General features: G+C 70.9%; 26 protein-coding genes and 1 pseudogene. 8 read left to right on the top strand and 19 right to left on the bottom strand.

The annotated features are described in order from the left end of the window. Positions 1–17 precede the first annotated feature (17 nt). The 3 genes from ABZ374_RS27700 to ABZ374_RS27690 form a co-directional block, all read right to left on the bottom strand. Positions 18–725 (bottom strand): hypothetical protein, encoded by a 708-nt coding sequence (locus tag ABZ374_RS27700; RefSeq protein WP_360315692.1) that lies wholly within the window; start codon positions 723–725, stop codon positions 18–20. Continuing rightward, positions 701–1,267 carry a SigE family RNA polymerase sigma factor gene (locus ABZ374_RS27695; protein WP_360315690.1) on the bottom strand — a complete coding sequence of 189 codons (567 nt, stop codon included), beginning with the start codon at positions 1,265–1,267 and terminating at the stop codon, positions 701–703. The genes ABZ374_RS27700 and ABZ374_RS27695 overlap by 25 nt, the downstream gene beginning before the upstream one ends. An 85-nt stretch (positions 1,268–1,352) precedes the next feature. Next, entirely contained in the window at positions 1,353–1,901 is a 549-nt protein-coding gene (locus ABZ374_RS27690) for an LURP-one-related family protein (RefSeq protein ID WP_360315688.1), read from the bottom strand. A gap of 158 nt (positions 1,902–2,059) precedes the next feature. On the opposite strand from ABZ374_RS27690, the pseudogene ABZ374_RS27685 reads away from it, so the two are divergent. Then, positions 2,060–3,508: pseudogene (locus tag ABZ374_RS27685) on the top strand (thioredoxin-like domain-containing protein); the annotation flags it as partial. A 132-nt stretch (positions 3,509–3,640) separates the two neighbouring features. Here the strand turns inward: ABZ374_RS27685 and ABZ374_RS27680 are convergent. The 3 genes from ABZ374_RS27680 to ABZ374_RS27670 all read right to left on the bottom strand — a co-directional run bounded on the left by ABZ374_RS27680 (position 3,641) and on the right by ABZ374_RS27670 (position 7,362). Further along, positions 3,641–3,943, bottom strand: a complete 303-nt coding sequence (locus tag ABZ374_RS27680) for a DUF6458 family protein (protein ID WP_360315686.1) — start codon at positions 3,941–3,943, stop codon at positions 3,641–3,643. A 104-nt stretch (positions 3,944–4,047) separates the two neighbouring features. Further along, positions 4,048–5,334, bottom strand: coding sequence for a M18 family aminopeptidase (locus ABZ374_RS27675; protein WP_360315684.1), 1,287 nt, complete (start codon positions 5,332–5,334; stop codon positions 4,048–4,050). Positions 5,335–5,535: 201 nt separating this feature from the next. Beyond that, positions 5,536–7,362, bottom strand: a complete 1,827-nt coding sequence (locus ABZ374_RS27670; RefSeq protein WP_360315682.1) for an acyl-CoA dehydrogenase — start codon at positions 7,360–7,362, stop codon at positions 5,536–5,538. 229 nt (positions 7,363–7,591) lie between these two features. Between ABZ374_RS27670 and ABZ374_RS27665 the strand changes: the two genes are divergently transcribed. Next, entirely contained in the window at positions 7,592–7,990 is a 399-nt protein-coding gene (locus tag ABZ374_RS27665; RefSeq protein WP_360315680.1) for an SseB family protein, read from the top strand. Between the two features lie 271 nt (positions 7,991–8,261). Here ABZ374_RS27665 and ABZ374_RS27660 read toward each other — a convergent pair whose 3' ends face one another. Together ABZ374_RS27660 and ABZ374_RS27655 are read right to left on the bottom strand one after the other, a co-directional pair. Continuing rightward, positions 8,262–9,962, bottom strand: a complete 1,701-nt coding sequence (locus tag ABZ374_RS27660) for an amidohydrolase family protein (RefSeq protein WP_360315678.1) — start codon at positions 9,960–9,962, stop codon at positions 8,262–8,264. A gap of 131 nt (positions 9,963–10,093) precedes the next feature. Beyond that, positions 10,094–10,717: a helix-turn-helix domain-containing protein gene (locus ABZ374_RS27655; protein ID WP_360315676.1), complete on the bottom strand. Its 624-nt coding sequence runs from the start codon at positions 10,715–10,717 to the stop codon at positions 10,094–10,096. Between the two features lie 196 nt (positions 10,718–10,913). Here ABZ374_RS27655 and ABZ374_RS27650 point away from each other — a divergent pair, with 196 nt between their 5' ends. Further along, positions 10,914–12,032 (top strand): PP2C family protein-serine/threonine phosphatase, encoded by a 1,119-nt coding sequence (locus tag ABZ374_RS27650; protein ID WP_360315674.1) that lies wholly within the window; start codon positions 10,914–10,916, stop codon positions 12,030–12,032. Positions 12,033–12,088: 56 nt separating this feature from the next. On the opposite strand, the gene ABZ374_RS27645 is transcribed toward ABZ374_RS27650, so the two are convergent. The 3 genes from ABZ374_RS27645 to ABZ374_RS27635 form a co-directional block, all read right to left on the bottom strand. Continuing rightward, complete coding sequence (locus ABZ374_RS27645) at positions 12,089–12,949, bottom strand: LPXTG cell wall anchor domain-containing protein (protein WP_360315672.1); 861 nt, start codon at positions 12,947–12,949, stop codon at positions 12,089–12,091. A 111-nt stretch (positions 12,950–13,060) separates the two neighbouring features. Next, positions 13,061–13,906, bottom strand: coding sequence for an ATP-binding cassette domain-containing protein (locus ABZ374_RS27640; protein WP_360315670.1), 846 nt, complete (start codon positions 13,904–13,906; stop codon positions 13,061–13,063). 119 nt (positions 13,907–14,025) lie between these two features. Next, the gene (locus ABZ374_RS27635) at positions 14,026–14,370 is read right to left on the bottom strand and encodes an ABC transporter transmembrane domain-containing protein (RefSeq protein ID WP_360315668.1); all 345 of its coding nucleotides are present in this window, start codon (positions 14,368–14,370) and stop codon (positions 14,026–14,028) included. On the opposite strand from ABZ374_RS27635, the gene ABZ374_RS27630 reads away from it, so the two are divergent. Continuing rightward, the gene (locus tag ABZ374_RS27630) at positions 14,369–14,947 is read left to right on the top strand and encodes a TetR/AcrR family transcriptional regulator (protein ID WP_360315666.1); all 579 of its coding nucleotides are present in this window, start codon (positions 14,369–14,371) and stop codon (positions 14,945–14,947) included. The two genes, ABZ374_RS27635 and ABZ374_RS27630, sit on opposite strands and share 2 nt — an antisense overlap. A 27-nt stretch (positions 14,948–14,974) precedes the next feature. Here ABZ374_RS27630 and ABZ374_RS27625 read toward each other — a convergent pair whose 3' ends face one another. Then, entirely contained in the window at positions 14,975–15,331 is a 357-nt protein-coding gene (locus tag ABZ374_RS27625; RefSeq protein WP_360315664.1) for a VOC family protein, read from the bottom strand. A gap of 128 nt (positions 15,332–15,459) precedes the next feature. Beyond that, positions 15,460–15,987, bottom strand: coding sequence for a PadR family transcriptional regulator (locus tag ABZ374_RS27620; protein ID WP_360315662.1), 528 nt, complete (start codon positions 15,985–15,987; stop codon positions 15,460–15,462). A gap of 92 nt (positions 15,988–16,079) precedes the next feature. On the opposite strand from ABZ374_RS27620, the gene ABZ374_RS27615 reads away from it, so the two are divergent. Then, positions 16,080–16,622 carry a hypothetical protein gene (locus ABZ374_RS27615; protein ID WP_360315660.1) on the top strand — a complete coding sequence of 181 codons (543 nt, stop codon included), beginning with the start codon at positions 16,080–16,082 and terminating at the stop codon, positions 16,620–16,622. A gap of 58 nt (positions 16,623–16,680) precedes the next feature. On the opposite strand, the gene ABZ374_RS27610 is transcribed toward ABZ374_RS27615, so the two are convergent. The 6 genes from ABZ374_RS27610 to ABZ374_RS27585 form a co-directional block, all read right to left on the bottom strand. Then, a complete protein-coding gene (locus tag ABZ374_RS27610; protein ID WP_360315658.1) occupies positions 16,681–17,460 on the bottom strand; it encodes an endonuclease/exonuclease/phosphatase family protein in 780 nt (259 codons plus the stop codon). Positions 17,461–17,580: 120 nt separating this feature from the next. Continuing rightward, positions 17,581–17,880, bottom strand: a complete 300-nt coding sequence (locus tag ABZ374_RS27605) for a hypothetical protein (RefSeq protein ID WP_360315656.1) — start codon at positions 17,878–17,880, stop codon at positions 17,581–17,583. A 96-nt stretch (positions 17,881–17,976) separates the two neighbouring features. Next, complete coding sequence (locus tag ABZ374_RS27600; protein ID WP_360315654.1) at positions 17,977–18,972, bottom strand: hypothetical protein; 996 nt, start codon at positions 18,970–18,972, stop codon at positions 17,977–17,979. A 3-nt stretch (positions 18,973–18,975) separates the two neighbouring features. Then, complete coding sequence (locus tag ABZ374_RS27595) at positions 18,976–19,281, bottom strand: hypothetical protein (RefSeq protein WP_360315652.1); 306 nt, start codon at positions 19,279–19,281, stop codon at positions 18,976–18,978. 467 nt (positions 19,282–19,748) lie between these two features. Then, a complete protein-coding gene (locus ABZ374_RS27590) occupies positions 19,749–20,705 on the bottom strand; it encodes a pirin family protein (protein ID WP_360315650.1) in 957 nt (318 codons plus the stop codon). Between the two features lie 325 nt (positions 20,706–21,030). Beyond that, the gene (locus ABZ374_RS27585) at positions 21,031–22,218 is read right to left on the bottom strand and encodes an ROK family transcriptional regulator (RefSeq protein WP_360315648.1); all 1,188 of its coding nucleotides are present in this window, start codon (positions 22,216–22,218) and stop codon (positions 21,031–21,033) included. Positions 22,219–22,434: 216 nt separating this feature from the next. On the opposite strand from ABZ374_RS27585, the gene edd reads away from it, so the two are divergent. The 3 genes from edd to eda are packed head-to-tail and all read left to right on the top strand — an operon-like array spanning position 22,435 to position 25,957. Further along, positions 22,435–24,324 carry a phosphogluconate dehydratase gene (gene edd / locus ABZ374_RS27580; RefSeq protein ID WP_360315646.1) on the top strand — a complete coding sequence of 630 codons (1,890 nt, stop codon included), beginning with the start codon at positions 22,435–22,437 and terminating at the stop codon, positions 24,322–24,324. Beyond that, a complete protein-coding gene (gene glk / locus ABZ374_RS27575) occupies positions 24,321–25,340 on the top strand; it encodes a glucokinase (RefSeq protein WP_360315644.1) in 1,020 nt (339 codons plus the stop codon). Before edd ends, glk begins: the two co-directional genes overlap by 4 nt. After that, positions 25,337–25,957, top strand: a complete 621-nt coding sequence (gene eda / locus ABZ374_RS27570) for a bifunctional 4-hydroxy-2-oxoglutarate aldolase/2-dehydro-3-deoxy-phosphogluconate aldolase (protein WP_360315642.1) — start codon at positions 25,337–25,339, stop codon at positions 25,955–25,957. The genes glk and eda overlap by 4 nt, the downstream gene beginning before the upstream one ends. The last annotated feature ends 265 nt before the right edge of the window (positions 25,958–26,222 follow it).

Genomic DNA, 26,222 nt, shown 5'->3' with positions numbered 1-26,222 from the left:
CAGGCGGGACCGCGGTCCTACAGGTGGGTGTTCTCCAGCTCCTTGCCCGCCGCGTCGAACGCCTTGAGGTCGTACGCGGGATCGGATTTGCGCGAGGTCACCACGAGTACGTAGACGCGCGTGGTGGGGGCGATCCGCACGGGCCGGATCACCACCGGCTCCTTGTGCCCCTGCCAGGTGACCTCCAGGTGGTCCACGTCGGGGGACACCTCGGCCTGGAACACCGCCGCGTACAGGTCCGCCTGGCCCGGGATCCGTCCGGTCGTGCCGCCACCGCCGAAACGGTTCCGGTCGGCCGCCTTGGCCTCCTCGGTCCGACCCGGTGTGGTCTGGCACAGCGGTCCGATTCCGTCGACCAGCCAGCGCTCGACGTCCTCGAAGCAGGTCCGTTCCGGACCCTCGGTCCAGGCCCGGAACTTCCACGGCTTGCCGGCCGCCACGCCCGCGCCCACGATGTCCGGCCCGGCGTCCGGCGGCCGGGTGCCGCCGTCGACCGAGACGATGTCGGTGGACCTGCCCTCCTCGTCCAGCACACCCCCGGCGATCACCGCACCGCCGCCGCCGACCACCAGCGCGGTCGCCAGGGTCACCCCGAACGTGTACCCGCGCCACCTACGGCGCCGGCCCGCCCGCTCGATCGCCGCCTGCGCCGTCGGCGCGGTCAGCTCGGTCGCCCGGATCTCCGCCATGAACGCCTCCCTCAGTGCGGTGCCGTCGTCGGCCATTGCCGCACCTCCGTGTTCGAAGTAGAGGGGGTTTCCGTCTGATGCGGGATCAGATCGGTCAGTTGAGGATCCTGGCGGAGTCGGGCGAGCCCCTTGAACGTCTGGCTGCGCACCGTACCCACCGCGCAACCGAGGATCTGCGCGACCTCGGACTCCGGCCGATCCTCCCAGTAGCGCAGCACCACCGCCGCCCGCTGCCCCGCCGGCAATCGGGCCAACGCGGCCATCAGCACGCTGCGTTGGGCCACCGCGCCGGTCGAATCGGGCCCGGCGCGCTCCGGCAGCCGGTCGGTGAGAAAGTGCGTCACCCGCCGTCGGCGCACCCGGGAGAGATTGGTGTTCACGAGAATGCGGCGCACGTAGGCGTCCGGATTCTCCACCGAGGCCACCCGTGCCCAGGACGTGTACGTCTTGGTCAGCGTGACCTGGGCCAGGTCCTCGGCCTCGTCGCGATCGCCGCACAACAGGTACGCGGTACGCACCAGAGCTGTTCGGCGGTCCTCGACGAAGGCCCGGAACTCGTCTTCCGCGTGGGATTTCAACCGTGCCCCCTTCCACCCGAACAGACGTGTGGAAGAGGGTCGTTCTATGCCGCGCCGCCGCGATCACCGACGGATCGGCCGCGGTTCAGTCGTCGTCGCCGCTCAACCGGTCCACGCACACCGCGATCGCGATGATCAGCGCATGGTCCCACCCGGGCGCGATGTCGACGCCGTAGGTGTCGCGCACCCGCAGCCACTTGCGGGTGATCTGCGCGATCGGCCCGTTCGGCCCGGCGATGCCGTACTCGTGGTTGAACATGTCGCCGCGCACCGAGAGTTCGATGCCCACCGCGAGATCGACCTCGAACGCCTCGTGCAGCGGGGTGAACATCTTCTTGCGCACCGTGGCGACCGTCTCGCCGGTCGCGTCCTCGATCTTCATCGCGTGGTGGATGGTGATGATCTTCTTCTTCACGGTGGCCAACACGGTGCCGGCCGCGTCCTTGAGTTCCAGCCGGTCGTGCAGCGTCAATGCCTTGCCGTCGACCAGATAGACCTTCTCGCCGGATTCGGTCGTGACCCAGAAGTCGTCGCCGATCGCGAACATCTTCTCGCGCACGAGATAGCGGCCGGGAGCGACTCCCGGATAGAGCTGGGCTGCGTCGTACTCGTCCCCGAACACTGGTGCCTCCACGATGACTACGCCTTGTCGGCAGACTGCCCGAAATGCCGGCGTTCAGTCGTGCCCACGCGCCGGTGTGCGGCGTACGGATACACCCGGTTGGGTGGGGCGCGGTCGTTACACGCGCCGGCCGGGGGTCGCCGGCCGACCCGGATGGTTCACTTCGGATCATGAGCAGCACCGCGCGCCGAGCCCGGATCCGGGCCCCCGAGTTGTCCGGTTCCGGCGGCTGGATCAACACCGACGGACCCGGGCCGACGCTCGCCGGGCTGCGCGGGCGGATCGTGCTGCTGGACTTCTGGACCTCGGCGTGCGTGAACTGCCACCACGTGCTCGCCGAATTGCGCCCGATCGAGGAGCGCCACCGCGACGTGCTGACCGTGCTCGGCGTGCACTCGCCCAAGTTCGAACACGAGACGGAACACGGCACGGTGGTCTGCGCGGTCCAGCGCCACGAGTTGCGGCACCCGGTCCTGGACGACCCCGAGCTGAGCACGTGGAAGCAGTACGCGGTGCACGCGTGGCCGACCCTGGTGGTCGTCGACCCCGAGGGCTACGTGGTGGCGCAAGTGTCCGGCGAGGGGCACGCGAGCGAGATCGAGGCGACGATCGCCGAGCTGGTGGTCGAGCACGAGGGCAAGGGCACGCTGCGCCGGGCCGCCGGGGACTTCGAGCGGACGGAGCCGCCGCGCACCGACCTGCGCTTCCCGGGCCAACTGCTGCGGTTGCCCTCCGGGGCCCTGCTGGTCGCCGACACCGGGCACCACTCGCTGGCCGAACTCTCCGACGACGGGCGTACGGTGCTGCGCCGGATCGGTACCGGCCGACGCGGGCTGCTCGACGGCGGGCCCCGGCACGCGATGCTGGCCGAGCCGCACGGGATGGCCCTGCTGCCGCCCGAGGTGGCCGCCCACGTGCGGTACGACGTCGTGGTCGCGGACACCGCCAACCACGCGCTGCGCGGGGTCTCGCTGGCCACCGGGTCGATCCGCACGGTCGCGGGCACCGGCCGCCGCCGCCGGCACGGCGCGGAGGACCACGGCGCGGCCCGGACGATCGACCTCTCCAGCCCCTGGGACGTCGCGTGGTTCGGCGGCCGGATCATCGTCGCGATGGCGGGTGTGCACCAGCTATGGGAGTTCGACCCGGTCGGCGAGGGCGTCGGCGTGCTGGCCGGCACCACCGACGAGGGCATGGAGGACGGCCCGGTCGACACCGCGAGCTTCGCCCAGCCGTCCGGCTTGGCGGTGTCCCCCGATCGACACACGTTGTGGGTGGTGGACGCGGAGACCTCGGCGCTGCGTCGTTTGGTGGACGGCGGCGTCGAGACGGTGGTCGGCAAGGGGCTGTTCGACTTCGGTCTGCGGGACGGCCCCGCCGAACACGCGCTGTTCCAACACCCGCTGGGCGTGGACACGTTGCCTGACGGGTCGGTGGTGATCGCGGACACCTACAACGGCGTGCTGCGCCGCTACGACCCCACCGACGGATTCGTCTCCACCCTCCTGGCCGACCTGGCCGAACCGGCCGCCGTGGCGGTGGTCGCCGACCTGGACGAGGACCTCTACCTGACCGTCGTCGAGTCCGCGGCCCACCGAGTCCGCAAACTCCGGATGCCGCACACCTAGGCCCCGTCCGCCGGACAGGGCCCGGCACCGGGGCGGGCTCCGACGGCGACGACCGCCGCTCCGGAGTGGGAGGGGGGAGGCTCCGGAGCGGCGGTCGTCAGGGGGGTGGTGCCGAGATGGTTTTCAGCGTCGGCGGTAGCGGCGGGTCGGCCGCTCCTCGACGATCCGCTCGACGGGCTGCTCGAGGTAGCCGTCCACGGGCGGCGGTTGCACGTAGCCGGCCGGCGGTGGGTTCAACGACATTTCGCGGCGTCGCGGCCCCCACACCATGAGAAACAGTGCGATGCCCACGACTCCGGCGATCATGAGCACGACACCGACCACGTCGATGTTGACGCCGGACACGCTCCAGTCGGTGGCGAAGGTCAGGATCGCGCCTACCGCGATCAACAGGATGCCCGCTCCGATGCCCATGAGTTCGTTCACTCCGATCCGCTGAACGTGCGGCGGGTTTGCGCTGCGCTCGATTGACTGTCGGCTCGCGCCTACCCGGAGTTCCCGGTCCCATGCCCGCTGATTCGTGCCGGCGCTCAGCCCTCCAGGAACGCGGCGGCGGCCGATGCCAGCAGGAACGGGTCGTCGGCGCCGCACAGTTCGCGGGACGAGTGCATGGACAGGCAGGCGGTGCCGACGTCCACCGTCTCGATGCCCAGGCGCGTCGCGGTGATCGGACCGATGGTGGAGCCGCACGGGATCGAGTTGATCCCGACGAAGATCTGCGCCGGCACCCCCGCGCGTTCGCAGGCCGCGGTCCACACGGCTCGGCCGAGCGCGTCCGTCGCGTAGCGCTGGTTGGTGTTGACCTTCAGGATCGGGCCGCCGTTGGGCACCGGGTGGTGGCCCGGCTCGTGCCGACCGACGTAGTTCGGGTGCACCGCGTGACCCACGTCGCTGGAGAGGTGGAACGAGTCGGCGAACGCGCGGGCACGGTCGTCCAACGATCCGCCGCGCGCGCTGACGATCCGGGTCAGCACGGTCTCCAGGAGCGGACCGGCCGCGCCCGTGGTGGACGCGCTGCCGGTCTCCTCGTGATCGAACGCGCCGAACACCGGGATGTGCGCCACGTCGTCGTGCGCGGCCGCGAGGAGCGCGGCCAGGCCCGCGTGCACCGACAGCAGGTTGTCCAGGCGCGGCGCGGCGAGCAGTTCGCGATCACGGCCGAGGTAGCTCGGCTTCTGCACGTCGTGGACCATCAGGTCCCACCCGGTGACGTCGCCGGCGGCCACGCCGCTCTCCTCGGCCACGAACCGGATCAGCGCGCCCTCGTCCACCGGGCCCAGTCCCCAGATCGGGGTCATGTGCTGCTGCTTGTCCAACTGCAACCCGGCCTCGTTGACCGAGCGGTCCAGGTGGATCGCCAACTGCGGCACGCGCAACACCGGCCGGTCCACGAACACCAGGCGCTCGCCGCCGTCGCGCAACACGATCCGGCCGGACAGCCCGAGGTCGCGGTCGAGCCAGGAATTCAACAGCGGCCCGCCGTACACCTCGACGGCGACCTGTCGCCACCCCGCCGCCCCGGTGTCCGGACGCGGCTTGACCCGCAGCGTCGGCGAGTCGGTGTGCGCCCCCACGATCCGGAAGCCGCGCGTGTTCTCGGCGCCCTCCGGCACGTACCAGGCCACGATCGCGCCCCCGCGCAGCACGTACCGCCCGCCCGACCCGCCGTCCCACGCGGCCGTCTCCGCCAGTCGCCGAAAGCCCGCCGCCTCCAGCCGCTCGGCCACGTTCGCCGCCGCGTGGTAGGGGGAGGGACTGGCACCGATGAATTCGATCAGGTCGTCGGTGTGACTCCGGTCGAAGCGAGGCGAACTCATACATACTCCAAGGTCCGCGGCCGATCGGCCGCGCAGATCGTTGCGGGTTCTCCGCGTCGAGCCTACGACCCGGCATTCCCGGAGACGCGAACGCCGGTCGGGCCGAGGTGTCGGCCCGACCGGCGTTCGGGGTCGGTTTCGGCCCATGGCCGAGTCGAGCGCGGCCGGGTCGGCGAACGCGCGACCCGGCCGGCATTCGAGCTAGAAAGCCGCCTCCGGCAGTTCCATGATCGAGTTGTCGATCTGCTCGACCATCAGGCGCTGCGGGGTGAGCAGCGGCAGGATCTCCCGCGCGAAGTGCTTGGCCGCGGCCACCTTGCCCCGGTAGAACGCCTCGTCCCGACCGGGCGTGCCGGCCAGCTTGGTCAGCGCCACCGCGGCCTGGCGCAGCAGCAGCCAGGAGACCACCAGGTCACCGGCGGCGAGCAGCAGCCGGGTGGTGTTCTGGCCGACCTTGTAGATCGAGTCGATCTCCTGCTCGGACGCCATGAGCTGGTTGATCATCGCGGCGACCATGCCCTGCACGTCCTCGGCGGCGGTCGCGAGCAGCTCGACCTCGGCGGCCAGTTCGCCCTCGGTGTGCGCGCCGATGAACTCCTGGATCTCGCCCGCCACCACGGTCAGCGCCTTGCCCTGGTCGCGGACGATCTTGCGGAAGAAGAAGTCCTGACCCTGGATCGCGGTGGTGCCCTCGTAGAGGGTGTCGATCTTGGCGTCCCGGATGTACTGCTCGATCGGGTATTCCTGGAGGAAGCCCGAGCCGCCGAAGGTCTGCAGCGACTGCGCGAGCTGCTCGTAGGACTTCTCCGAGCCGTAGCCCTTGACGATCGGCAGCAGCAGGTCGTTGACCCGGTCCGCCGTCTCGTCGCTGCCGCCGGTCAGCCCGGCGCTCTCGATCCGGTCCTGCCACGAGGACGTGTACAGCACGAGCGCGCGCATGCCCTCGACGTACGCCTTCTGGGTGAGCAGCGAGCGGCGCACGTCGGGGTGGTGGGTGATGGTCACCCGCGGCGCGGCCTTGTTCGTCATCTGCGCGAGGTCGGCGCCCTGGGCGCGCTCCTTCGCGTATTCGAGCGCGTTGAGGTAGCCGGTGGACAGCGTCGCGATGGCCTTGGTGCCGACCATCATCCGGGCGTACTCGATGATCTTGAACATCTGCGCGATGCCGCTGTGCACCTCGCCGACCAGGGTGCCCACGGCGGGCACGCCGTGCTCGCCGAAGGTCAGCTCGCAGGTCGTGGAGACCTTGAGGCCCATCTTGTGCTCGACGTTGGTGACGAAGGCGCCGTTGCGCTCGCCGAGGTCGCCGGTCTGCGGGTCGAAGTGGAACTTCGGGACCACGAACAACGACAGGCCCTTGGTGCCGGGGCCCGCACCCTCCGGGCGCGCCAGCACCAGGTGGATGATGTTCTCGGTCATGTCCTGGTCACCCGAGGTGATGAAGCGCTTGACGCCCTGGATGTGCCAGGTGCCGTCCTCCTGGCGGACCGCCTTGGTCCGACCCGCGCCCACGTCCGAGCCCGCGTCCGGCTCGGTCAGCACCATGGTGGAGCCCCACTGGCGGTCGACCATGAAGCCGGCGACCCGGCGCTGCTCCTCGGTGCCCAGCGTGTGCAGCACCTGGGCGAAGTCGGGACCCGCCGCGTACATCCACAGCGCCGGGTTGGCGCCGAGCACCAGCTCGGCCACCGACCAGCGCAGCGAACGCGGGCAGTTGGTGCCGCCCATGCTCTCGGGGAGCGCGAGGCGCCACCACTCCGAGTCCATGTACGCCTTGTACGACTTCTTGAACGCCTCGGGCAGCGTGGCCGAGTGCGTCGCGGGGTCGAACACGGGTGGGTTGCGGTCGCCCTCCGCGAACGAATCGGCGAGGTCGTTCACGGCGAGGCGCTCGACCTCGGCCAGGATCGACTTCGCGGTGTCGACGTCCATTTCCGCGAACGGACCCGTGCCATAGACCTGCTCGCGTCCGAAGACCTCGAACAGGTTGAACTCCAGGTCGCGGAGATTCGACTTGTAGTGACCCATGACAGGCTCCGCCCGTGGTTGCGTCCCTGTGGACTGCGTTGACTGAACTGATCGCTGAACCGATCGACCGAACCGGACCGAAACCCAGTGTACTGGTCAGTAACATAATGATCGTACCCATGGGTAACTTTTTCAATGCCCCAGAGGTTCCCATCGGGTTACCACCAGGTACATGTGACCGTCTCGACGGAGGGCTCAAACCCGGGCCCGGACCCGCTAGCCTCGTGGTGTGTACGGCTACGCAACGGAAGAATCCCAGCCCCGCGCGGAGGCGCCGGCGCTCACCGACGCCGTGCGCGCGTTCGCGACGGGGGTCATGAACGGCGAGGACTTCCAGTCCATCTTCATAGCGTCGAAGGTTTTCTGCCCGAGGGGTGATCGCCCGGGGTTCCTGGCCCTGCACAACACTCCCGAGCCGGTGATCCCGATGTTCAGCTCGCTCGCCGAGCTGAAGAAGTACGCCGGCGAGGAGTCGCGCCACTTCACCGTCACCGGCGCCGAGGTGCTCGACCTGCTGCCCAACGGCTACGGCTTCGTGCTCGACCTCGACGGCGAGCACCGGGTGATGTTCGACGCGAAGGCCATAGAGCAGATGATCGCCTTCGCGATGCGCCGCATGTACGGCTGAGACCACCCGGCGTCGCCCGGTCGGCGCGCATGCGAGAGCGCACCCGCGCCCGCGTGCGGCGGGCGGGGTGCGCTCGGGTGCTCTCGTCGGCCCGACGGAGTGCGTTACGGCGTCGTTCAGGCCGGCCGATGGCCGTGGTTGGCTTTGTTCTTGCGACGGGACTTGCGCTTGCGGGTCTTCCTCGACATGGCGCCCCCTTGGTCGTCGTGCCGCATGCCTACCCACGGTCGGACCGTGCTCAAGCCCGAACGCGCGTGCCGGCGCCGGGGGTTCAGTGCGCGCGGCGGCCGTGGCGCAGGAGTTCGCCGCTGTGTACGCCGGTGGGTTCGTCGTTCTCGACGGTGACCCGGCCGTTGACCAGGATGTAGCGGTAGCCCTTGGCGTCGATCACCGTGCGGAGTTGGCCGGCGGGCAGGTCGTGGACGAATTTGGGGTCGCCGTATGCCAGTTCGTCGTAGTCGTAGACGATGATGTCGGCCGCGGCGCCCTCGGTGAGCACGCCCCGGTCGGTGAAGCCCGCGCAGCGGGCGGGCAGGCCGGACAGGCGTTGGTGAGCCTGTTCGAGCGAGGTCCAGGCGTGCTTGCGGACGTACTCGACGATGTACTCGGTGCCGTACATGCCCGCGCTGAGCGTCTTCAGGTGCGCGCCGCCGTCGGACAGGCCGGGCAACAGGTATTCGTAGTCGACGAGTTCCTTCAGACCCTCCAGGGTCGCGTTGAACTGGCCGGTGTGCACCTCCGTGGTCAGCCCGTCCGCGACGGTCACATCGCACAGCACGTCCACCGGGTGCCGGTCCAGTCGGGCGCCGATCTCCTTGAACGTCAGGCCCTCGTACGGCTTGTACTCCTCGGTGAAGGTGCGATGCAGCTTCATGTCCGGGTACAGGTGGTAGAACAGCGGGTCGAACTCCCGCAGTTCGGCCCGCACCGCCGGGTCGTTCAACATCTCGATCTTCTTCTCGACCGTCTCGGCCGCGAAGATGTCGGCCACCGGCGGCCGGGTGGACACACCGCCGTACAGGAAGCTGAACGGCACCGGGACGTCGGTCGTCATCGCCTGGCCGTAGATCGGGATACCGCGCTCCTGGCAGCGGCGCAGCCACTCGATCTTGCGCTTGTACAACCCGCCGCTGCGCGAGTTGGCGATCACCGCGTTCCAGATCAGCGGGCGACCGCTGACCTCGACCAGGTGCTCGTACTCCTCCTCGGTGATCTGCGTCCCGGAGACCTGCATGAAGCCTCGACCCTGCCGGCCCAGCGCCTGGGCCAGCGCGAGCCGGGTCTGCGGCCACATGATGTCGGTGGGCATCGGCGTGCCGTCGAAGTCGCCCTGCATCAGCCGGCCGTTCGGGTTGCCCGGTTCGCCCAGACACTGCGCCGACCAGCCGCACGCTCCGGCGTCCATCGCCTCCTCCAACAGGCTGGCCAACTCGGCGTGTTCCGCGTCGGTGGGCTCGGCGCCCGCCTTCGCCCGGTCCAGCCCGAGCACCCAGATCAGCAGCGGGTTGACCGGCACGTACGGCAGCACGTTGACCGCCTTGGGCGTGCGGTCGACGCTGTCCAGGTAGTCGGGGAAGGTGACCCAGTCCCACGGCATGCCCTCGCGCAGGGTCTCGGTGGGGATGTCCTCGACGGCGGTCATCGACAACATCGCCCGCTCGCGCATGTCCTCGCGCACCGGCGCGAAGCCGAACCCGCAGTTCCCGGTGACCACCGAGGTGACCCCGTGCGGGCCGGACGTGGTCAGGTAGGGGTCCCAGAACACCTGGCCGTCGTAGTGGGTGTGCAGGTCGATGAAGCCGGGCGCGACGATCAGTCCGCTCGCGTCGATCACCCGGTCCGCGTCCGCCGCCGGGATCCGCCCGATCCGGCTGATCACGCCGTCGGTGATCGCGATGTCGCCCCGGAAACGCGGATTCCCCGAACCGTCGACGACGATGCCGCCCTTGATGACCACGTCGTAATTCGCCATGGCGTGCCTTCCTCGCAGAGCCCCTGATCCACCGGTTGAATTAATGAGTGTGTTTAATACGAGGGGTCGAAGGAGTCAAGGGGTTCGGAGCGGGGTGATCGGCGGGGGGTGTTCGGGCGGGGCCGGTCGGCTCAGTCGCCGGCGAGTGCGCCCGAGACGATCGTGGTCAGGTGGTCGTCGAAGGCGTCCGGGTCGAGCAGGCCGGTGGGCACGATCGCGTCCGGGCGGGCCGGCAGGCTGTGTCGCGCGGCGCGGGCCGCGCACAACATGCCGACCATCTGGGTGACCAGGAAGGCGCGGGTCTGCAGCGCTGTCGAGCGCAGGTCGGGCCGTGCCGCGGCGACCGCGTCCACCACGTCCTGGATGTCCTCGCCGCCGAGCAGCGGCGTCACCGGGGATGTCGCGTCCCGCAGCAACTCCACCGAGATCTGCAGATAGGCCCGGTCGGCGGGCGAGCCGTTGAGCAATTCGGTGATCGGCAACACGATGGCGCGGGCGTATCCGGACAGGTGCGGCTGCTCGCGGGCCGCGGCCAGCAGCGCCTGGCGGCGGGCGTAGACGACCGGGACGTGCTGTTCGACGATCGCGCGAAGCAGCCCCTCGCGACCGCCGAAGTGATAGTGGATCGCGCCTGCGTTGCGCTGTCCCGCCGCGCGGGTGATGTCCTGCAACGGCACGTCGAGACCCTGCCGCGCGAACAGAAGCTCGGCGGCCTCGACGATGCGGCGCCTGGTGGGGCCGGAGTCACGCGGCATGCGCGCAGCATATGGCCTGGATGGGGGCGGGTTCGGACCCGAATGGCGGTGCTGTCAAGTGCCTGTTTGGCCAGGTTTGGATACGTTTTGGACCTAATGGGACTTTCGCCCCTGTCCGAGTGCCTCGGCGCACGGGACGATGGAGCGAGTTGCTCGTCGGTCCGTCCCCCTGCGCGTCAACGAAAGGTTTCGATACATGCCTGCCCTGGCCCTCCCCGCCGGCCGAGCCGTTCCGGTGGCAGCGGGTTTGTACGTGGCAGTGCTGCTGAGTCGGGTGTTCGCCCCGCCCTATCTGGACATGCACGCGGTGTTGATCGCCGTACCGGCCGTGGTGGCGATGGCCTACCGGCCGTGGCTGACGGCGGTGGCCGGAGCCGTGGCGCTGATCACCCGACTGTTGTTGCGGCCGGAGATGTACAGCGGCGACTACGACCAGTACAAGAACTCCACCGGCGTCTCGGCGGCGATCCTGATCGTCACCGCGTTCGGGTGCTGGGTCGGCTGGGAGCGCCGCCGCCAGGACGCCCGGCTGCACCGCGTGCAGTCGGTGGCCGAGGTCGCGCAGCGCGCGTTGTTGCGGCCGGTGCCCAGGAAGATCGGCCGATTCGGCTTCGCGGTGCGCTATCGCGCGGCGGCCGAGGAGGCGTCCATCGGCGGCGACCTGTACGAGGTGTTGGAGACGCCGTACGGGGTGCGGGTGCTGCTCGGCGACGTGCGGGGCAAGGGTCTGGAGGCGGTCGACATGGCGGCCCGCACACTGGGCGCGTTCCGTGAGGCGGCCTACGACGCGCCGACCCTGGGCGAGGTCGGGATGCGGGTGGACCGCAGTTTGAACCGGCAACTGGGCAGCGAGGACTTCGTCACCGCGGTGATGGTGGAGCTGTGTCCGGGCGAGGGCACGATGCAGGTCCTGGCGTGCGGTCATCCCTCGCCGCTGCTGGTGCGCGGCGGCACGGTCGGCGAGGTGATCGCCGAGGCGGGACTGCCGCTGGGCATGGGCCTGCTGCCGGCGGCCACGGCGCGGGCGGTGGAGCAGGTCCGCTTTCGCCCGGGAGACGTGTTGTTGCTGCACACGGACGGGGTGACCGAGGCCCGGGACACCTCCGGCACCTTCTACGCACTGGCCCAACACCTGGCCGTGCACGCGCACAACGACGCCGCGGCGATGCTGGACGCGGTCGAGCAGGGCCTGCTGGCGCACGTGGGCGGGAAGCTGGAGGACGACGCGGCGATGCTCGCGGTCACCCTGACCGGCCCACTGATGAAGGTGGTCAAGCCGGCCCGCGCTTTGGAGCCGCTCGCCCACGGGGCCTGACCCGGCGGCGCGCTCGAAGGCCCCGGAGGCCCGGCACCTTCGAGCGCGCAGGTACGTCAGGTGGTGCGGCGACGACGCCGGGCGAGCACCATCGTGGTGGCCCCGACCAGGATCAGGCCGCTCGCGCCGATGGCGAGGGCGGGGGTCTGCGCCGAGCCGCCGGTCTTGGGCAGGGTGGCCGGCAACGCCTCGGCGGCGGGCGGGGTGGTCGCGGTGGTCGGCTTGGCGTCGTCCTTGTCCGCCGCGGGCTTCGCGGGGGCGGGCTTGGCCGGCGTCGGCTTGGCGGGGGTGGTCGGCCGGGGAGCGGCGGCCTTGCCGAGGGTGAACTTCGCGGAGGCGTTCTTGCCGTTGCCCGTACCGGCGTAGAGGCTGCCGTCGACCACCTGGGCGGGAGTGCTGCTCTTGATGGTCACCTGGAGCGTGACGGTGGTGCGGCTGCCGGGGCGGCCGCCTGCGGTGATGACGAACGATCCGCCCAGGGTGGGGTCGCACCCGGGCTTGAGGGCGAGGGTCTGCCCGGCCCGGCCCGGCAGCGTGTAGCGAATGTCGACGTCCTTGGCGGTGCCGTGGTGGAGCCGATCGTCGGGGGAGTCCGTGGTGTTGTCGAGCAGGGCGACTGCGACCCCCACCGGGATCCGGCGAAGGTCCACCTTGGAGTTGTTGGTGACGGTGAGCCGGACGGTGAAGGTGGAGCCCCGGGTGACCTTGGTCGGAACACCGGACAGGGTGGCGGAGACCTTGGCCAGGTCCGCCGGGTCGACCGGGGTCGCCGGGACCTGCCCGGCCGGGCCGTCCCCACACGCGTAGGCGGTCCCGGCCATACCGGGCAGCATCGGGGTGGCCAGGGCGAGGGTGACGGCAGTGGCAACGGAGATGCCGACCCTCTTCGCGAAACGGTTCATATCGGGCATGCGCATGGCAGAGCTCTCCCCCGGGGTGGGTGTTCTCGAAGATTGTCGATGGCGAGTCGAGGCTCCTGCGGATTCCCGTTTCCCGGGTCCCGCCGCCGTCTTCCCGGCTCTTAACCGTTAAGACGCCCATCCCCCGAGGGGGTTGCCGCCGACTTCGAAATCCCTTCCGCCGCCCCCGAGTCGTGGACGCGCCGGGCGCCGCCGGACACGGCCCGGCCGGGTGTCGCGGCACCCTGCGGCGGAGTGTCGGTCGTCGGCCCGGTGGCGATGCGCAGAGCCGCGACCAGTTCCTTGTACAGCTCGTCGGTGGCCAGGAGTTGGTCGTGCGTGCCACTGGCCCGGAGTCGGCCGCCGTCCATCGGCACGATGCGGTCCGCGGTCCACGACGGTGGACAGGCGGTGCGCGATGGTGACCACGGCGCCGTGCCGCGCCACCTGCCGCATGACGTCGTGGATGGCGGCCTCCGTGCGGCCGTCGAGTTGCGCGGTGGCCTCGTCCGGCAGCAGCACGTCGGGCCGGCGCACGACGGCTCGTGCCACCGCGATGCGCCGGCGTTCGCCGCCGGACAGGCTGGTCCCGGCCACCGGCTCGTCCAGGCCGCCCGGAAGCCGCCGAACGGTCTCGTCCAGGCGTACCGCGCGCAGGGCCGCCCACGCCTGCTCGTCGCCCGCGTCCGGGTGCCGGAAGAGCACGTTGTCCCGCACCGTCCCGGCGAGCAGCGGCGTCTCCTGTTCGACATAGGCGATTCGGGCGCGCACCGCACCGATGCTCAGCCGCTCGTACGGCGCACCGGCCATTTCGATCCGCCCGCTGTCCGGCTCGTGGAACCGCGACAGGAGCGAGAAGATCGTGGTCTTGCCCGCCCCGGACCGCCCGACGATCGCGATGTGCCCCCGGTGCGGAATGCTCAGGCTCAGCTCGGCCAGGGCCGGCCGATCGGCCCCCGGGTAGGTCACCGACACCCGGTCGAGCGTGAGCGCGGCCTCGCCGGCCTCGCCGACCGGGACCGCGACGGTTCAGGCGATCGCCTCGGTGCGCACCGCGCGCACTCCGTGCCGGGCCGAGTCGCGCGCCTCGGCGATCACCCGGTCGCCCTCGCGCTGTTCCGCCCGCTGGACTTGACCGTACGCACCGCGCGCAGGCCGCCTTCCAGGATGCCGCCGAGGTTGCCCAGTGACGCCTGGGCCTGCTCCTGGGCCCGGGCGATCGGCGGCATCAGCAGCCCGACCAGGACCGCGATCACCACGAGCGCGGCCAGGGTGCACAGCAGCAGTGGTACGTCCAGCACCGCCATGAGCACGATCGTGCCGACCAGCGACACGCTCCCGTTGACCAGATTGACCAGGCTGGAGGAGGCGGCCTCGCGCAGCAGCACGGTGTCCGAGGTCACCCGGGTGACCAGCTCGCCGGGCGGCCGGTCGGGCATGACGAGAGACGCCGCCGTGGAAACCGGCACCAGACTCCGCACCAGGACCGCGATCCTGGACGCCGCCGCGACGGTGCTCGCCGTCACCCCGGCCGCCTCGCTCGGCGAGATCGCCACGGCGGCCGAGGTCGGCCGGACCACGCTGCACCGCTACTTCCCGGACCGGCACGACCTGCTGCGTGCCCTCGCTCGGCACGTGGTCGCCCTCGGCGACGCGGCCATCGGCCGGGCCCATCCGGACAGCGGCCCACCGCTCGCCGCGCTGCGCCGGGTGGTCGAGGGGCAGTTCCCGCTGGGCCCGATCCTGCTGTTCGTCTACAACGAGCCGACCATCGTCGGCGATCCCGAGCTGTGGGCCGAACTCGTCGGTGGTGAGGACCCGGTCGACGCGATCCTCACCCGTGCCGGTCGGCCGACCACCCCCGCGCTTCCCGCGGGCTGGGCCCGCCGCACGTTCTGGGCGCTGCTGTACGCGGGTTGGGAGGCGGCCAAGGAGGACGACCTGCCCCGGCACGAGGTGGTCGACGCGATCATGACCACGCTGACCCGAGGTGTCCTGGCGGCGGATCCGCACTGACCGGGTCCACCGGCACCCGCGCCCTTGTCAGGGCCCTTCCAGACCGAACACGAAGCCGAACGGGTCCACCAGTTGGCAGATCCGGCGGCCGGGTTCGATCACCAACGGGCCGCGATGATGCACGCAGCCCGCCGCGAGGAGCCGATCCCGGATCGCGTCGAGGTCGGCCACGCCCCAGTACGGGACGGTGCTCCCGCCCGGCGGGTTGCGCGCCGGATCGGCGGGGTGGAAGCCCAGTTCGACCCCGGCGATGTCCACCCACGCGTACACCGACTCCTCGTCGATGTCGAAGCGGGCCGGGACGTCGAGCACTTCGGCCCACCACCGCGCACTCGCGCGCGGGTCGCCGGCGAAGACCATGACGGTGCGGACGGTACGAAACACGGGTTCTCCAGGAGTCCGGGGGGATCGATCCCCTCGCCCCGCGGCGAGGCCGGATCGCCCGGCCGGCGCGAACCGGGTACCCACCGACCGGGGCGTGGCCACCCTTTCGTATCCGCCGCCTCGCCCGTTCACTCCGCCTTCGGCGAGGCCACCTGTTCCGTCGCCCACTGTGCCCACTCGCGCTGCACCTGTGACAGGCGAAGCCCGTACTCCAGTGCGATCCGCCCGTACACCGACAGCGGGCTGTCGTCCCACTCGACGCTCGCCTCCATCGCCCGCAGCCCGGTATGGGTGCCGGCCGCCGCCTCGGCCTGCGCGGCGAGATAGTCCCGGGCCTCGTCCGGATCCAGCGTGTCCAGGAAGAAGACCCGCAGGAGCATCCCGCTGCGCCGGACCCGCTCGGGCTCGACCTCGACCAGCCAGTGCCGCAGCTCGGTCCGGCCGCTCGCGGTGATCGAGTATTCCTTGCGGCCACGCGGGCCCTCGGCGGTCACGTCGAGCATGCCCTCGGCGGAGAGCTTGCCCAACTCGCCGTAGACCTGGCTCTGCGTGGCCGGCCACACGTTGGCCAGCGACGTTTCGAACGACTTCAACAGGTCGTAGCCACTGGCCGACCGGTTGGCGAGGAGTCCCAGGAGTGCGTGACGGAGGCTCATGACCCGGACTTTACCACTCAGGATTGACATGTCGAAAGTGGAACGTCCATCATTGACATGTCAGGAGCGCAGGGTCGAGTCAGGGGAATCCCGTGAACTACGTACGCAACTTCGCACCGTGGATCGTCTTCGCCGCCATCCCCTCCACCGCCTGGCAGTGGGGCGCCCTCGCCGCCCTGATCGTCACCCTCGTGACGGCCGCCCAGGACCACCGGGCCGGCCGCGGCGTCGACCTGCTCTCCTACAGCAGCGCGGCGTTCTTCGCGGTGCTGACCCCGATCGCGTTCGCCGTGCCCGACGCGGCCTTCCACCGCTACGTCGGCGCCGCCTCGTTCGGCTGGCTCGCGATCACCGCGTGGGGCTCGCTGGCCGCCCGCAACCCGTTCACCCTGGTGATCGCCCGCCGCTCCACCCCGCGCGAGATCTGGGGCCTGCCCGGCTTCCTCCGGGTCAACGTGGTGATCACCGCGGTCTGGGCGGCGAGCTTCACGGTCACCGCGATCGTGCTCTGCCTGATCAAGGCGCAGGACCTGGCCACGGCCGCGGCGATCGCCGTCCAGGCCGCCGGCTTCGTGGCCCCGGCGATGTTCACCGCCCGCTACCCGGCGATCGTCCAGGCCCGGCACGCCGGCTGACCCGCCCCCGAACCGGGCCCGGCCGCCGTCGGGCGCGGGCGGGCCGGTCGACTCCGGCTCAGGACACCGGCGTTCGCCGGGTCAGCCACGCCTGGACCGGCCAGTGGTCGGACGGGCAGCGGCCGTCCCTGGTCCAGGTCAGCGTGCGGGCGTCGACGACGTCGAAATCGGTGCCGGCCAGGATCCAGTCGATGCGTTCGCCCTCGACCGGCGGTTCCCAGTTGTTGTAGGTCCGGGTCGTGCCGGCCGGATCGGCGTCCCGCAGCAGCCCGTCCCCGGTCAGGATCGTGTACGGGTCGCTGTCGGTGCCGACGTTGAAGTCGCCCACCACGATCACCGGTTCACCGGCGAACCGACGCGCCAACAGCGCCCGCAGCGCGTACGCGCTCTTGCGCCGGGCGTTCGCCGAGACGTGATCCCAATGCGTGTTCACGAAACCGAACCCGCCACCGGTGTCCAGATCCCGGAAGCGGATCCAGGTCATCATCCGGGGATGCCGCCAATTGCCCCACGTGCGCGAGCCGATCAGGCGCGGGAACGCGGACAACCACAGATGATCGAAGGCCAGCGGCTCCAGGCGTTCGACGTCGTAGAACACCGCGCCGAACTCGGATCCGCTGCCACCCTCGCGCCCGAGGCCGATCCAGTCGTAATCGGCCCGCAAATCGCGAGCCAACGGCCGCAGTTGGTGCCAGCGACCCTCCTGGGTGCCCAGCACATGCGGATGCTCGCGACGGATCGACTCCAGCACGAGCGGGTAGCGCTCGCGCCACGAGTTCGGCGCCGGGTTCTCCGGGCCGCGCAGATTGAACGTCATCACGTGCAGCGGATCACTCATGTCCTGGGGACTACCACCGAGACCACCACCGCACGCCGGATGTCACCCGCCACCGACGCGTGTTCGAACCACGACCGTCGGGCCCGGACCGTCCTGCGGCCCGGCCCGTACGGTCCCGGCTCAGCTGAACGTGTCGCTCACCGCGTTGACGCCGGCCGTGACGAAGTGGTCGACCAGCTCGGAGAGCGAGGAGGCCACCTGGGTCCCGGACAACATCACCCCGGCCACGAAGGCCAGCACCAGGCCACCGATCTTGTAGTTCTTGTGGGTGACCAGGTAGAAGAGAATGAAGATGATCAGGATCGGGACACCGACGGTCACCCCGCGACCGACGCTGCTCGTCTCGGTGGTCACCGCCGAGTGGAGCTCGACGATGGAGTCGGGCGCGGCAGCGGCCACGGCGCTCAGCGACATGTGCATGATTCCCCTCCGGTCCTGCGGTCGTCCGCCGGTCCCTGTTTGCCTTGGCGTACCCGTGATATGACGGTTCGTAAGCTACTCACGTCGCTCGCACCGTCACCCGCCACCGATGGGGATGGATGCGCCGGCCATCAGACCGGCGAGCACCCAGGCCCAGCGCATGAGCCGCAACAGCGGCCATTTCGCGCTGACGATCACGATCCAGAAGCCCATCATGAGCCACAGGCAGAAGGCCGCCATGAAGTTCGCCTCGGACGAGCAGCTCACCAGGAGCCCCGCACCGTAGTAGGCGGCGAATCCGGCGGGAACCAGCATGATCAGGTCGGTCCCACCGAACGGCCCCCGACTGGGTCCGGCACTCCCCTCGGCAGCCCCCGCGAACGGCGGCTGCACCTTGGGTATGCCCGAACTCCCACCCTGGGTACCGGAGTCGGCGGCATCGTCCGCGGCGGCGGCCGCAGGACCTCGACGGACGAATCGGGCCAGACCGGAGGCGGCGGTCGAGCCGCCCGCGGTCTCGGCGGCGGGGCCCGCCCCGGCGGCGCCCGCGATCGGGCCGGCCGCCTTGGCGGACTTGCGCCACGGCAACTTGCGCGCGCTCTCCGCGGGGGTCGCGGGCGCGTTGTGGCGGCCCGGGTCGCGGGGTTTCATCACATGCCGCACCGGGGGCCGAGCCGAGCGATCCGCCACGCCGGCGGCGCCACCCTCGGCCCGCTGCGCCTGGGTTCGCCGACCCTGGGCCTGCGCTTCCTCGGCGCGTCGGCCGGCGGCGGCTCGTCCGGGGCGCGCGGACGCATCGCTCGCGCGCTCGGTCGTACGCCGGGTCTCGGCCCTGGCCGCGGCCTCCTGCTCGTGCTTCCGACGCTCCCGCAAGTCGCGCCGCCAGGAGGGCTCGTCCTCGTTTCGGGACGCGCGGGACTCGCGCTCGGGCCCGCTCGCGGCCCGGCCCGAGGGTTTGTCCGCGCGATCGTGGCGAGGCGCCGGGAAGGCCGGCTCCTCGTCGTCGGGATCGGCGAGTCGGCGTCGACGGACCAGGTCGCCGAGCCGAAGTCCGCGTGCCTCGGGGGGCGGTGGCGGTTCGTACGCGCTCATCGCCTATCCCCCTCCCGACTGACGTGGACACGGCTTGCAGGTCCGGCTGTGTCGATATGCCGCCAGTATCCACGGCACGGCGATCACGAGTGCGAACAACTCGCCATCGCGCGCACGTCCCTTGAGATGCAGGACCACCGCGAACACCGCGGCGGTGCCGAGGATGAGCATCGTGAGCGCGTTCGAGTGGATGATCTTCAGTGCGATCCAGTTCGTGGACGAGGCACGGGTCTTGACCGTGCTCTCCACGAACTTCTTGCGCCAGTCGGTGGCCATCACCGCCCCCAGGACCCGGACGCGCCGGGCCACGCACGGGTCGATCGGGCGACTGCGGACGACGCACCGGTCGAAGTCGGTGCGATCACCCGCGAAACGATCGGCGATTCGGCGAAATATGAGGTGTGGGGCGGCCGTCGGTCACCGTCGCCGATGCCGTGTGCCACCCGGGAGGGCCGGGACATACGCGGACTCCTCTCGTCCGGTGTCACATCGCACCCGTCGACCGGGGCCACTTCGGCCCGGCGGCGGAGCTCACGGTGGTGAGGTGACGGCTCCACTCCTGTTTCCGCAGGCCACGCTCATAGCGCGGCAAACCGGTACGTTCCATTTGACCTTGTTCAGTGTGGCCAGTGGGCGGGACAGCGTCAAGGGGCGACCGGTCGGCTCCGTTGCGTAGCCCACGCGCTCGCCCCTATGAGGCATTCCCTTGCACCCTAAGGGCTCTGACGGTGCGTCAGATTCCTCGGCGATGATCTTCGGCCACTGTTGACCGGCCGTCAGATCCGGTCGGCGGGGATCCTTCCCATCCGGCCCGCCTTGAAGTCGTCGAACGCCTGAGCCAGTTCGGCGTGCGTGTTCATCACGAAGGGGCCGTACCAGGCGACTTCCTCGCCGATCGGCTGCCCGCCGAGAACGATCACCTCGAGGTTCGGCTTGTTCGAATCCTGTCGTGCGTCGGCCTGGAGGTCGATCGTGTCCCCGGCGCCGAAGACCGCGAGCCGGCCGGTTTCGATCGGTCGACGTTCGGTCCCGACGGTGCCGGAGCCCGCGAGAACGTACACCAGTGCGTTGTAGTCCTTGCGCCAGGGCAGCGAAAGTCGTGCGCCCGGGTTGACCGAGGCGTGCACCAAGGTGATGGGGGTGTGCGTGATGCCCGGGCCGTCGAAGTCGCCGACGGAGCCCGCGATCAGGCGCACCAGCGCGCCGCCGTCGTCCGACGCGAGCAGCTTGACGTCACCCGCGCGGATGTCCTGGTAGCGCGGATCGGCCATCTTCTGCGCGGACGGCAGGTTGACCCACAACTGGATGCCGTGGAACAGACCGCCACTGGTCACCAGCGCCTCCGGCGGCGCCTCGATGTGCAGCAGTCCGGAGCCGGCGGTCATCCATTGGGTGTCCCCATCGGTGATCACCCCACCGCCGCCCGCCGAGTCCTGGTGTACGAACTCGCCGTCGATCAGATAGGTCACCGTCTCGAAGCCGCGGTGCGGGTGCCACGGGGTGCCCTTGGGCTCGCCCGGCGCGTAGTCCACCTCACCCATCTGATCCATCATGATGAACGGGTCGAGACGGCTCTGGTCGATCCCCGCGAGGGCCCGACGAACCGGGAAACCCTCACCCTCGACGCCGGTGGGCGCGGTGGTGACGGCGAGCACGGGACGCGGCCGCGCGTCGAGACCGGGTTCCGGCAGACGCGGCAGGGCCAGCGGGTTGGAAACGGTGACGGCGGGCATGGCCTGCTCCTCGGATACGAGTACCGACCCGGCTTTCCGGGCCTTGCTCGCTCCAACGATAGTTGCCCGCTCAACATTCCCTACGCGGAGGATCCGTTTCCGAGCAGCGGAAGGCGCCCGATCACCGCATGCCCGGCCACTCGACCCGGGGCGTTCGAGGCGGCGTACCGGCGATTCGGCCGGGCCCGCTTGGGGTCGACCCGACGCGCCGACGCCCGGCGATTCGGCCCGGCCGGCGTTCGAGGCCGACCCGGGGCAACCGACGGCCAACGTCGGACGAAAACAGGTTCGGCCCGGCCGGCGCCTGAGGCCGAACAGCCCGGCCTCAGGCCGGAAGCGCCCGATTCACACTCGGCAACGACCGCCCACCCGCAAGCCGCGCCAGCGTCGTGTCCACCGAATCGGGCGACAGGATCTGGTCCAACGCCATGAACGCGCAGCCGGTCAGGCCCGCGGCCTCGCCCAATACGCTCGGTACGATCCGCAGTTCGCGCGTGGCCACCGCCGTGGACCGCTTGTAGACGACCTCCCGCACCCCCGCGAGCAACGGATCGCCCGCGTCGGCGAGGTCGCCGCCCAGCACCACGACCGCCGGATTGAGCACGTTGACCACGCTCGCCAGCACCTCGCCGAGCATCCGCCCGGACTCGCGCACGAGTCGGACCGCCTCGGGCTGACCGGCCGCCGCGAGCGCCACCACGTCGCGCACGCTGGAGATCTCGCGACCGTCCGGAAAGCGGGCCCCGTGCGCGGCCAGCGTCTCGATCAAGTGCCGTCCGCTGGCCAGCACTTCGAGGCAGTCCACATTGCCGCACCAACACCGCACGCCGGTGCCGCCGGCGACCGGGATGTGGCCGATCTCGCCCGCCGCGCCGAGCGCGCCCCGGTAGACCTTGCCGTCGGCGACTATCCCCGCGCCGATGCCGGTGGACGCCTTGACGAAGACCAGGTCGCCCGCGTCGGCCCGGGCCCGGTACTCGCCCAGGGCCATCACGTTCACGTCGTTGTCCACGTACACCGGTACCGGCAACCGGCGTTGCAGGGCAGGCGCTATCGCCACCCCGTCCCAGCCGGGCAGCGTCGGCGCGCCGGCCGCGCGCCCGGTGTCCAGTTCGACGGGGCCGGGCACCGCCACTCCGACGCCGCGCACCCGCGCCGGGTCGAAGCCCTCGTCCGCGAGCATCGCGTCGATCCAGTCCGGCAGTCCGGTGAGCACCGCGTCCGGTCCGCCCTGGGCGGCCATTCGGGTCTCCCGGCTGGCCAGCACCCGGCCGGTCAGGTCGCAGACCGCGAGCTGACCTCGGCTGCTGCCGAGCGAGGCGGCCAGCACCAGGCCGCCGTCGGGATTGAGTTCGAGGCGGATCGGCGGTCGGCCGCCGGTGGACACGCCGTCGGCGCGCTCGGCCAGCAGACCGGCGTCGACCAGTTCGTCGATCCGGGCCGCCACGGCGGATCGGGACAGCCCGGTAAGCCGGGCGACGTCGGCCCGGGTCTCGGCATCCCCTTCGCGCACAAGGCGAAGGACCTCGCCTGCACTGCTGTGCGGGATGGGATTCGCGCGTCGGGCCATGCCATCCAGTGAACCAGGGCGGCTTTCCCTCGGTCAAAGCCCTAAGTTCACTACTTCGACACCCGAGCGTCACTCTTTTGCTTGCCAGGAAGCAAAAGTACCCCTAGTTTGGTACCCGAACCGGCAGAGCAGGCCGCCGACAGCAGGGGCACCAAGATCGTGAGCGAGCAGAGGACCCACCCGACGGTGGCCGCAGTGACGGAGCGCATCGCGCGCCGCAGTGCCGCCACGCGTACGGCGTACCTGGAGCGGATCCGGGCCGCGGCCACTGAGGCCCCCGCCCGTGGACAGCTCGGTTGCGCCAACTTCGCCCACGGCTTCGCCGCCTGCTCGCCCAGCGAGAAGCTCGGCCTGCGCGGCACCGGCCCGCAGGGCCCGGTCAAGCCGAACGTCGCGATCGTCTCCTCTTACAACGACATGCTCTCCGCGCACCAGCCGCTGCGGACCTACCCCGAGCAGCTCAAGGCCGCGGTGGCCGAGGCCGGCGGCGTGGCCCAGTTCGCCGGCGGCGTGCCCGCCATGTGCGACGGGATCACCCAGGGCCGTGCGGGCATGGAACTGTCCCTGTTCAGCCGCGACGTGGTCGCGATGGCGGCGGCCGTGGCGCTGGCCCACGACATGTTCGACGGCGCGCTGATGCTCGGCGTGTGCGACAAGATCGTGCCCGGTCTGGTGATCGGCGCCCTGTCCTTCGGCCACCTGCCGACGATCTTCGTGCCGGCCGGCCCGATGTCCTCGGGCCTGCCGAACAAGGAGAAGGCCCGGGTCCGGCAGCGCTTCGCCGAGGGCAAGGTCTCCCGCGAGGAACTGCTCGACGCCGAGGCCGGCGCGTACCACGGCATCGGGACCTGCACCTTCTACGGCACCGCGAACACGAACCAGCTCGTGATGGAGGTGCTCGGACTGCACCTGCCGGGCGCCAGCTTCGTGCACCCCGACCAGCCGCTGCGCAAGGCGCTGACCGACGAGGCGGGCCGCCGGGTCGCGGCCACCACGTCGCTCGGCGACCCGACGTCGCTGCTCCGCGAGTACACGCCGATCGGCGAGGTGCTCGACGAGAAGGCCTGGGTCAACGCGGTCGTCGCGCTCCTGGCCACCGGCGGTTCGACCAACCACACGCTGCACCTGGTCGCGATGGCCGCCGCCGCCGGGATCACGCTCACCTGGGACGACTTCGCCGAGCTGTCCACCGTGGTCCCGTTGTTGACCCGGATGTATCCGAACGGCCCGGCGGACATCAACCACTTCCACGCCGCGGGCGGCACCGCGTTCCTGATCGGCACGCTGCTCGACGGCGGGCTGCTCAACGAGGACGTGCGCACCGTCGCCGGCGACGGCCTGAACCGCTACCGGCGCGAGCCGCAACTCACCGAGGACGGCTCGATCGTCTGGGTGGACGGCCCGACCGAAAGCCTGGATCTCGACGTACTGCGGCCGTACGACAAGCCGTTCGCGCCCGACGGCGGCCTGCGGATGTTGCACGGCGATCTCGGTCGCGCGGTGATCAAGGTGTCCGCGGTCGACCCGTCGCACCACGTGGTGACCGCACCGGCGCGGGTGTTCGACGGACAGGCCGAGTTCCTGGCCGCGTTCGAGAACAACGAGCTGGACCACGACCTGGTCGCGGTGCTGCGCTACCAGGGCCCGCGGGCGAACGGCATGCCCGAGCTGCACAAGCTGATCCCCGCGCTCGGCGTGCTCCAGGACCGGGGCCACCACGTGGCACTGGTCACCGACGGTCGACTCTCCGGTGCCTCCGGCAAGATCCCGGCGGCGATCCACTGCACCCCGGAGGCGGCGGCCGGCGGCCCGATCGCCAAGATTCGCGACGGCGACATCGTGACCGTGGACGCGGTCGCGGGCACGCTGACCACGCAGGCCGATCTGACCGGGCGCCAGGTCACCGGCGCGGCCCCGACCGACGCCGAGTGGGTCGGCACGGGACGCGAACTGTTCACCGCACTGCGCGCCGGAGTCGGCCCGGCCGACCTCGGCGCCGGTGTGTTCGGCGCGGTCGCGGCCGTGGCTTTCGACGGAGCGAGCGCATGACCCCGACCGTGGCACCGCCGACCCCCGACCGCCCGTGGCTGGTCGCCGACATCGGCGGCACCAACGCGCGCTTCGCCGTGGTCACCGAGCCGGGCGGGCAGCCCGAACGGGTGCTCGGGCTGCGCAGCGAGGACCACGTGGACCTGGCCGCCGCGATCGAGGACTACCTGGACCGTTCCGGCGCGTCCCGGCCCGGCGCGATCTGCGCGGCGGTCGCGGGCCCCGTACACGGCGACCGGTTCCGGCTGACCAACGGCGCGTGGGTGTTGTCCATCGCGGAGACCCGGGTCGCGCTCGGCGTCCCGGATCTGTATCTGATCAACGACTTCGAGGCGCTGGCGCTGTCGCTGCCGCACCTCGCGGGCGACGACCTGATCGTGGTCGGCGACCGACTGCCCGACCCGACGCTGCCGATGGCCGTACTCGGCCCCGGCACCGGGCTCGGCGTGGCCGGCCTGGTGCCGATCCCGGGCGGCGGCTGGGTGCCGCTGCCGGGTGAGGGCGGACACGTCCTGCTCCGTCCGGCGCACGGCCCGGACGCCGCGGCCCTGGAGGTGCTGCGCGACGAGCGCGGCGGCCTGGGCACGGTGACCGCGGAGCACGTGCTCTCCGGCCCCGGACTGTGTCGCCTGCACCGCTGCACGGCGGCGGTGCACGGAGTCCCTGCCGAGGCGCTCAGCCCCGCGGACATCTCCTCCCGCGCCCTGGATGGGAGCGACGAGGTCTGCGTCGCGACGGTGGAGACGTTCTGCCGACTGCTCGGCACCTTCGCCGGCGGGGTGGCCCTGACGATGGGCGCTCGCGGTGGGGTCTTCCTGGCCGGCGGCATTCTGCCGCGGATCACGGAGACGCTGCTCAAGAGCGAATTCCGGATGGGCTTCGAGACCAACCCGACGATGGCGCCGTACCTGCACCGAATCTCCACCGCACTCGTGGTGGCCCCGCATCCGGCTCTGCGCGGCGCGTCCGCGTGGCTGGACGCGCGCAGCACTCGACTTGTGGAGGTGGCGGCGTGAGCACGTCCGCTCTGGACCTGGCCCCGGTGATCCCGGTGGTGATCGTGGACGACGTGGAGTCGGCCGTACCGCTGGCGCGTGCGCTGGTGGCGGGCGGGCTGCCGGCCGTCGAGGTCACCCTGCGCACGCCGGCGGCGATCGGCGCGATCGAGCGCATCGCGGCCGAGGTCGAGGGTGCGTTCGTGGGCGCCGGTACGGTCCTGACGCCGAAGCAGACGAAGGCGGCGGTCGCCGCCGGCGCGCGCTTCCTGGTCACGCCGGGCTGCACCGAGCGGCTGTACGGGTCGCTGATGGACAGCGGACTGCCCTTCCTGCCCGGCACGTCGACGGTGTCCGAGGTGCTGGAACTGCGCGAACGCGGGGTGCGGGAGATGAAGTTCTTCCCGGCCGAGGCCGCGGGCGGCGCGCCGTACCTGAAGTCGCTGGCCTCGCCGGTGCCGGACGTGCGGTTCTGCCCGACGGGCGGAATCACCCCGGCGTCGGCCCCGACCTACCTGGCGCTGCCGAACGTGGCGTGCGTCGGCGGGTCCTGGATGCTTCCCGCGGACGCGGTCGCCTCGCGCGACTGGGCGCGGGTGGAAAAGCTCGCTCGCGAAGCCTCGGGGCTGCGCGGGTAACAAATCGTCCCCTGGCGCGCTCTGCCCTGAGGTGCGCCAGGGGCACGGACCGCGGATGGTGGGCCGTATGAGGGTTCGGCCCACGAACGAGCAGGTCGTATGAGGGTTCGACCTGCGGAGACCGCGAATAGGGACCCGCTCTTCGGCGAGGAGAGCGGGTCTCTTCTTTTTTGGGCGCCTTTGGCGCCGGCTCGCGAGGCACCACTTTTTGCTCCCCCGCTGACGCTCCTCCGCAAAAAGTGGCCCCTCGCTCGTGACTTCGTGT

Source organism: Embleya sp. NPDC005971 (assembly GCF_040629175.1).
Lineage (GTDB): Bacteria > Actinomycetota > Actinomycetes > Streptomycetales > Streptomycetaceae > Embleya.
Note: the sequence above shows the minus strand (reverse complement) of the source record. Positions and strands in the feature narration are given on the sequence as shown.

What these genes read in the sequence shown, in the direction of transcription:
- ABZ374_RS27660 (WP_360315678.1), bottom strand. Translation starts at nt 9,962, where the DNA reads ATGGCGAATTACGACGTGGTCATCAAGGGCGGCATCGTCGTCGACGGT.
- ABZ374_RS27675 (WP_360315684.1), bottom strand. Translation starts at nt 5,334, where the DNA reads ATGAGTTCGCCTCGCTTCGACCGGAGTCACACCGACGACCTGATCGAA.
- ABZ374_RS27600 (WP_360315654.1), bottom strand. Translation starts at nt 18,972, where the DNA reads ATGAGCGCGTACGAACCGCCACCGCCCCCCGAGGCACGCGGACTTCGG.
- ABZ374_RS27590 (WP_360315650.1), bottom strand. Translation starts at nt 20,705, where the DNA reads ATGCCCGCCGTCACCGTTTCCAACCCGCTGGCCCTGCCGCGTCTGCCG.
- ABZ374_RS27700 (WP_360315692.1), bottom strand. Translation starts at nt 725, where the DNA reads ATGGCCGACGACGGCACCGCACTGAGGGAGGCGTTCATGGCGGAGATC.
- ABZ374_RS27610 (WP_360315658.1), bottom strand. Translation starts at nt 17,460, where the DNA reads ATGAGTGATCCGCTGCACGTGATGACGTTCAATCTGCGCGGCCCGGAG.
- ABZ374_RS27655 (WP_360315676.1), bottom strand. Translation starts at nt 10,717, where the DNA reads ATGCCGCGTGACTCCGGCCCCACCAGGCGCCGCATCGTCGAGGCCGCC.
- ABZ374_RS27620 (WP_360315662.1), bottom strand. Translation starts at nt 15,987, where the DNA reads ATGAGCCTCCGTCACGCACTCCTGGGACTCCTCGCCAACCGGTCGGCC.
- ABZ374_RS27605 (WP_360315656.1), bottom strand. Translation starts at nt 17,880, where the DNA reads ATGCACATGTCGCTGAGCGCCGTGGCCGCTGCCGCGCCCGACTCCATC.
- ABZ374_RS27635 (WP_360315668.1), bottom strand. Translation starts at nt 14,370, where the DNA reads ATGCCCGACCGGCCGCCCGGCGAGCTGGTCACCCGGGTGACCTCGGAC.
- glk (WP_360315644.1), top strand. Translation starts at nt 24,321, where the DNA reads ATGACCCCGACCGTGGCACCGCCGACCCCCGACCGCCCGTGGCTGGTC.
- ABZ374_RS27645 (WP_360315672.1), bottom strand. Translation starts at nt 12,949, where the DNA reads ATGCGCATGCCCGATATGAACCGTTTCGCGAAGAGGGTCGGCATCTCC.
- ABZ374_RS27630 (WP_360315666.1), top strand. Translation starts at nt 14,369, where the DNA reads ATGACGAGAGACGCCGCCGTGGAAACCGGCACCAGACTCCGCACCAGG.
- ABZ374_RS27650 (WP_360315674.1), top strand. Translation starts at nt 10,914, where the DNA reads ATGCCTGCCCTGGCCCTCCCCGCCGGCCGAGCCGTTCCGGTGGCAGCG.
- ABZ374_RS27670 (WP_360315682.1), bottom strand. Translation starts at nt 7,362, where the DNA reads ATGGGTCACTACAAGTCGAATCTCCGCGACCTGGAGTTCAACCTGTTC.